At 46.2% G+C, this 6,055-nt stretch carries 6 protein-coding genes; 1 reads left to right on the forward strand and 5 read right to left on the reverse strand.

What is annotated here, in order from left to right; genetic code table 11:
* Positions 1-2: 2 nt before the first annotated feature.
* The 5 genes from RH89_RS21270 to RH89_RS21290 all read right to left on the reverse strand — a co-directional run bounded on the left by RH89_RS21270 (position 3) and on the right by RH89_RS21290 (position 5,200).
* Positions 3-1,511, reverse strand: a complete 1,509-nt coding sequence (locus tag RH89_RS21270) for an inactive transglutaminase family protein (RefSeq protein ID WP_004406310.1) — start codon at positions 1,509-1,511, stop codon at positions 3-5.
* A 20-nt stretch (positions 1,512-1,531) separates the two neighbouring features.
* Positions 1,532-2,278, reverse strand: a complete 747-nt coding sequence (locus tag RH89_RS21275; RefSeq protein WP_004406313.1) for an ATP-dependent zinc protease family protein — start codon at positions 2,276-2,278, stop codon at positions 1,532-1,534.
* Positions 2,279-2,403: 125 nt separating this feature from the next.
* Entirely contained in the window at positions 2,404-3,375 is a 972-nt protein-coding gene (gene cmoB / locus RH89_RS21280; RefSeq protein ID WP_004406316.1) for a tRNA 5-methoxyuridine(34)/uridine 5-oxyacetic acid(34) synthase CmoB, read from the reverse strand.
* 50 nt (positions 3,376-3,425) lie between these two features.
* Positions 3,426-4,154 (reverse strand): carboxy-S-adenosyl-L-methionine synthase CmoA, encoded by a 729-nt coding sequence (cmoA, locus tag RH89_RS21285; protein ID WP_004406318.1) that lies wholly within the window; start codon positions 4,152-4,154, stop codon positions 3,426-3,428.
* 179 nt (positions 4,155-4,333) lie between these two features.
* On the reverse strand, positions 4,334-5,200 hold the full coding sequence (locus tag RH89_RS21290) for a DUF72 domain-containing protein (protein ID WP_004406320.1): 867 nt from the start codon (positions 5,198-5,200) through the stop codon (positions 4,334-4,336).
* A 280-nt stretch (positions 5,201-5,480) separates the two neighbouring features.
* On the opposite strand from RH89_RS21290, the gene RH89_RS21295 reads away from it, so the two are divergent.
* On the forward strand, positions 5,481-6,055 hold a 575-nt coding region (locus RH89_RS21295; protein ID WP_004406325.1), incomplete at its 3' end, for an amino acid--tRNA ligase-related protein.

The raw sequence follows: 6,055 nt of genomic DNA on the forward strand, positions 1-6,055 counted from the left end.
ACTTAATCCTCCGCCAGCGGCTTAAAGCGACGTAGTTCTGTCAGACGATAGCCCGTGTAGGTACCCAGAAGCAGAATCAGAGCAAGAACGATCAATTGCAAGCCAATGAAGTTAAAGGTCAGATGCTGAACAAACGGATTGGTCATCGCCAAATACACTAAGACCGCAGTAAGTAGGGAGCCGCCACCTTGAATAAAGACTTCTTTTCCGCCTTCTTCTTCCCACAAGATAGACATACGTTCAATGGTCCAGGAAAGAATGATCATTGGGAAGAAAGTGATAGTCAGACCTTCATTCAATCCAATATTGAAAGAGACAATCGTGAAGATTGAGATGATCAGAATAACCGTGATGATGACGGCAGAGATTCGGGCAACTAGCAGCAAGTTCAACTTAGACAAATAGCCGCGAATAACCAGCCCCGTTCCTACAATCAGCAAGAAGCCAACAATACCAGTCAGTAGCTGGGTTTGAACGAATGCCACTGCAATCAAGACTGGCATAAAGGTGCCAGAAGTTTTCAACCCGACAATAACGCGCAGGAAGACCACAATAAGCGCGCCAATAGGGATCAGCATAATGGTTTTAAACATCGACTGTTCGGCAATTGGCAGGCTGTGAATTGAGAAGTTGAGCAGGCTGTCTGCTTCTACTTTTTTGGAGGTTGCCTGTTGTGGAGTGACTTCCTGAGCAATCATTGAGAACAGCACCTGACTATTCTTACCGCCAATTACGTCAAGTAGGGAGATATTCGAATCGTCCCATACAAGCCAGTTTTTCTGCTTACCTTGTACACCAGAATGGGTGTCGAACAGTTCCCAGTTTTCGCCATCCCACACTTCGACCATTGGGACAATGTTCTGACGACGACGTCCGTCTTCTAACTGAATCACTCCTACTACTTTGTTTGGAATGGCGGCGTAACTCAGCAATTTAGACGTGGTGTTTACCTTATCCTCTGTGTTTAAAAGCAATGCTGCATTCTGGTTGTCGCCATCATTCAACTGCTTAATCAGCTCTCTTGCCAGAGTTACATTGTCAGCGCTTCTGTCCGTAGCTTGTTGCAATAGTGACTGCGCAGCAGCATCTTGAGGACCATCAAAAATCGGTTTCTCAATGGGGTCATCAGAAGGTGGAATAACCGCTACGTTCGCTTGCTCATCCACCAAGAACTGCGCTTTGTAATAAATAATCTGAGGACCAGTTGCGCTTCGGATACTCCACTCTGCGCGTCGCCCGCTTTCAGTACTGACGTAGGCAACACCATAACCCGGAGATGAAGTACTCTCGTTAATCAATGTAAAACCAGACTGTGTTGCAGGAGCGGCTAACGAAGCTTTCACAGCATCGCCATTGGCAGTGAATTCAACGCGTGCTTCTACATCCCAGACTTGTCTGGTTTCACCTGGCGTCCATGGCACGCCATAATCGGTATGGCGAAGAATACTGAGTGCAATCCCTGCAACGATAAGAAGTGCGACCGCAAGATAAAAGGGCACTTTGGATGTCATGGCTTTGAATTCCTTAACGTTTACTGAGTGTTAGATTGCAGGTGAGTTTTGCTGACATCGACGAGAGCGATGTCTTTAATAAATTCACGACCAAGCAGAATCGGGTGGCTCATTTGAGAACGGTCTGCCAGTGTGAACTGTGCTTTTTCGTGGATCATGCCAACTTGAACCCACAGCTCGACAACCGGTCTGCGTTGCGCTTCTTCACTGGTGGACTGGCGAATTTTGGCGTACCTGAGTACAGGCGATTCAATCCAGAGCTGATCTTCTTTCTTGGTCTTTTCGTCACTGATGTGAAACTTCACCCAGGTTTTACCGTTTCGCTCGAATTCCTGAATATCAACGGCATTGATTGAAGACGTTGCGGCACCTGTATCAACTCGGGCATCAAACTGCTGCTTAATCGTATCGATTTTCACTTTTTCTATCGCGCCTAGCACAACGGTCTGAGTTGGTTCTGGTGCTGGCTGGGTTTGCTTAGGCTGTATCGGCGCGGCTTTTGGGGTTTTCAGCTTCTTGAACTGTTTTGCTTGTTCTTGTCGAAGTTTGGCGACTTCGTTATTTAGATTGGTCAGCTCAATACTTAAGTAGTTAATGTGATCGTTTTGCTTATCAATTTGGTCAGCGTAAGTTTGAAGCTGGTTGGTCAGGTTTGACTCTGATTGTTGAATGGCAGCTTGGGTAGATTGAGTGTATTTCTCTCCGTCGATCAGCGTGCATCCAGACAACACTGTCACGGCAGCTAAGGCGGCAACCTTTTTAAGCATAATGACCTTATTTTTAGCGGGTTAAAGCAGGAAGTGACACAAAGTGTATATTATAAAAAAGGATGCGTGAAGCACCCTTATGTTAATCTGATGTCAGAGCTGCCTGAGCCGGACAAGAATGAGACCTATGGATTCCTTGCCACTAAAACTGCGCGCCTTGGTGCAGGGTAACCTTCAACGGTTTTGCTAGGATCGTTCGGGTCTAAATAGTCTGGTAACGAGTTGTGCGTCATCCACTCCGTTGTGCGTTGTTCTCCGACAGATGTGACGTTCTCATCCACAATACGAATATCTTCAAATCCGCATTTTTCCAGCCACACCTTTAACGCCTTCGCAGATGGGAAGAAATACACGTTGCGCATCTGAGCATACCTATCAACCGGAACCAGCACAGCATTCTCATCACCTTCGATAACGAGAGTTTCAAGAATCAATTCCCCTCCAGATACCAGTTGATTTTTAAGCTGAATCAAATGATCCAGTGGAGAACGACGGTGATACAACACGCCCATGCTGAACACGGTGTCAAAAGCCTGTAATTCAGGAAGTTGCTCGATACCAAGTGGCAATAAATGCGCACGTTGATCGCCGCCCATCAACTTTCTGACCGCTTCAAACTGAACCAAAAATAGATGAGACGGGTCGATGCCTACGCACAAACGCGCGCCTTCGCCCAGCATTCGCCACATGTGGTAGCCATTGCCACAACCTACATCCAGCACGCTGCGATTTTTCAGCGGTGAAATGTGCGGTAGAACGCGATCCCATTTCCAGTCGCTTCGCCATTCCGTATCAATATGAATATCATGCAGGTTGTATGGACCTTTGCGCCAAGGGTGGAACGTCTTAAGCAGGTTCTCTAACTTTTTCAGCTCGCCCGTATGCAAAGGTTCGTTGTTCGATAACGAGACCGAATCTTTCAAATCAATGTTGTCTGGTGTGCCTTCCTGAATTTTATTCAGCGCACGCAGCCAGCGTTCAAAGTCGCCATGTTCTGCATTTTGCCAATCCGTCAGCTGCTGAGGAAGAATGTTCAGCCAAGGCTGAAGGCGAGTATCTTGAGCGATAAGTTGGTAAAAATTAGCAAAGTTGAACATGGTTTAAGTCGTAATCGTCGTTAATTTAAAATCAGTGCGAGTAAGCGATGTTATTTGATGGCGAACATAGAGCCAAAGTTAAAGCATTGAAACCACACTTCGTTGCTTGAAAAGCCAATGCTTTCAAAGCGATCTTTATGCATTTGAATGGAATCAGGACGCATCACATTTTCGATGGCGCTGCGCTTCTGGCTGATTTCCAGTTCGCTGTAGCCGTTTGCGCGTTTGAAGTCATGGTGAAGGTCGATAAGAAGTTCGTTCGAGGTTTCGTTTTCAAATACGTACTTCTCTGAGAGAATCAAAATGCCGCCTTTTCTTAATCCGCGATAGATTTTCTCTAGTAAATTTTGGCGGTTTTCTGGTGAGAGAAATTGCAATGTAAAGTTCAGAACCACCACAGAAGCGTTCTCAATATCAATATCCCGGATATCTGCTTCTATGACCTCGACAGGGGTATCGGAGCGGTAAGCGTTGACGTGTAACTTACAACGCTCAACCATTGCTTCAGAATTGTCGACCGCAATGATCTTACAACCTTCTTTGCTGATATGGCGGCGCATGGAAAGCGTTGCAGCACCAAGAGAGCAGCCCAGATCGTAGATATTAGATTGCGGTTCGACAAAGCGTTCTGCCAGCATTCCAATGGCAGAAATGATGTTGCTGTACCCTGGAACTGAACGTTGGATCATATCCGGGAATACTTCGGCAACATTGGCATCGAAAGTAAAATCTCCAATCTTTTCAATAGGTGCAGAAAAGATGGTGTCTTTGTGGCTCATAGCAAACTCGCAATTGCAAACTCAGGAATATTAACCTTAACTCGTGGTAAACATTCACAGTTAGGGTAAGCCAGTCTCTTATCCTTAGCTCAGGTTAGATACACAGCTCGAAAAGGGGCGTATTCTAAGAAAATTTTGCCCCTGTGTCATCAGGGATAAATGGATGTGCTTTTAAGCCATTAAAACATACTGATTTGTTTATTGTCTGAAAGGGCTGGTGGGTGTGCTAACTCTGGCAGCTCCACAGCTTTTTGAAGTTCACCATACAGGCGGCGAGCAAATTCAGGTGACTCATTATTATCTGGCGTATGAATCATCAAGTAAGGCTGTTTCCCCTCCGCAATCCAGTCAGGCAGCTTTTTTATCCATGGCTGAAAAAATGGCAGGTTGGCTTCCAATTCAGGGTGCCCAATAAAGCGAATCATAGGGCGATTACTGGTAGACACGGCGTGCGCGGGAACTTTAGGTTTTTTCTTGTGGGCATCAATAACGGCATCAGAGACTGGTGCTGCGGAGTGAACAGGTCGGCTGTCCATAATGATTCGGTCTATGCCTTCTTCATGCAGCCATCGGTTAAGCTCCTGTTCTTCTTTTCCTTTGTTGAAGAATTCCAGATGGCGCACTTCGACCCCTAAAGGAAATTCTTTGGGAAACAGACGACAAAAAGAGCGCAGAGCGGGGAGGTCTCTGGGACCAAACTGTGCAGGCAACTGAATTGTCCACATACCAACTCGATCATGAATGGGTTGCATCACAGCCATAAAATCCTTTAGTAAGCCTTCGCAACCGCGAAGCTTTTGGTCATGGGTGATACTTTTGGGGAGTTTGAAAGTAAATCGAAAGTCATCGTGTGTCGCTGCCCGCCAGTTTTGTACCGTTGAAGCCGAGGGCGTGGCGTAAAACGTGGTGTTCCCCTCTACGGTATGAAATACGCGTGCGTACTTTTCCAGTCGCTCTGAATTTTGCGTTCCGCTGCCATAAAATCCAGCTTGCCATGCACTGTGTGACCACATGGTTAATCCAAGGCGAAGAGGTAAGTTCTGCATATTCCGATGTCTTATTGTTAGCCGAAGCTATTACCTTACGAGATTTTTGAAGAGAAGGACAAATTCAAGATATAATCCCGCATCAGAATCTTAGTTTTGATGCTTATTTGGTCAATTGAATGGCAAAATGGCACCAAGGCTCGATAAATCGCAACAATTTGTATGTATCGAGGTCGATTTTAACCGACTTTCAGCGTATAAATGGCACTTTGCTCTGTCGATAATCTCAAGCATCGGCAGCTTAGAAATTGATAACTAATTAGAGATTGGGAAATTCATTATGCGTACCCATTATTGTGGTCACCTGAACAAGTCCCTTGCAGGACAAACTGTAGAACTGTGCGGCTGGGTTAACCGTCGCCGTGATTTAGGCGGTCTTATCTTCATTGATATGCGAGATCGCGAAGGCGTTGTTCAGGTAGTGGTAGACCCGGATATGGCGGACGCATACGAAGTGGCAAACCAACTTCGTAATGAATTTTGCATCAAATTGACAGGTGAAGTTCGCGCTCGTCCAGACAGCCAGGTAAACAAAGACATGGCGACGGGTGAAGTTGAAATCCTGGCTAAGAGCTTGGAAATCATCAACCGCAGTGACGTTCTTCCTCTGGATTTCAACCAGAATAACTCTGAAGAGCAGCGTTTGAAGTTCCGTTACTTGGATCTTCGTCGTCCTGAAATGAGCGACCGCATCAAGCTTCGTGCAAAAGCATCCAGCTTTGTTCGTCGTTTCCTGGATGACAATGGCTTCCTAGACATTGAAACGCCTGTACTGACGAAAGCGACGCCAGAAGGTGCACGTGACTACTTGGTACCTAGCCGTGTTCACAAAGGCAGCTTCTACGCGCTTCCTCA

This window comes from Vibrio nigripulchritudo ATCC 27043 (genome assembly GCF_000222685.1).
GTDB lineage: Bacteria > Pseudomonadota > Gammaproteobacteria > Enterobacterales > Vibrionaceae > Vibrio > Vibrio nigripulchritudo.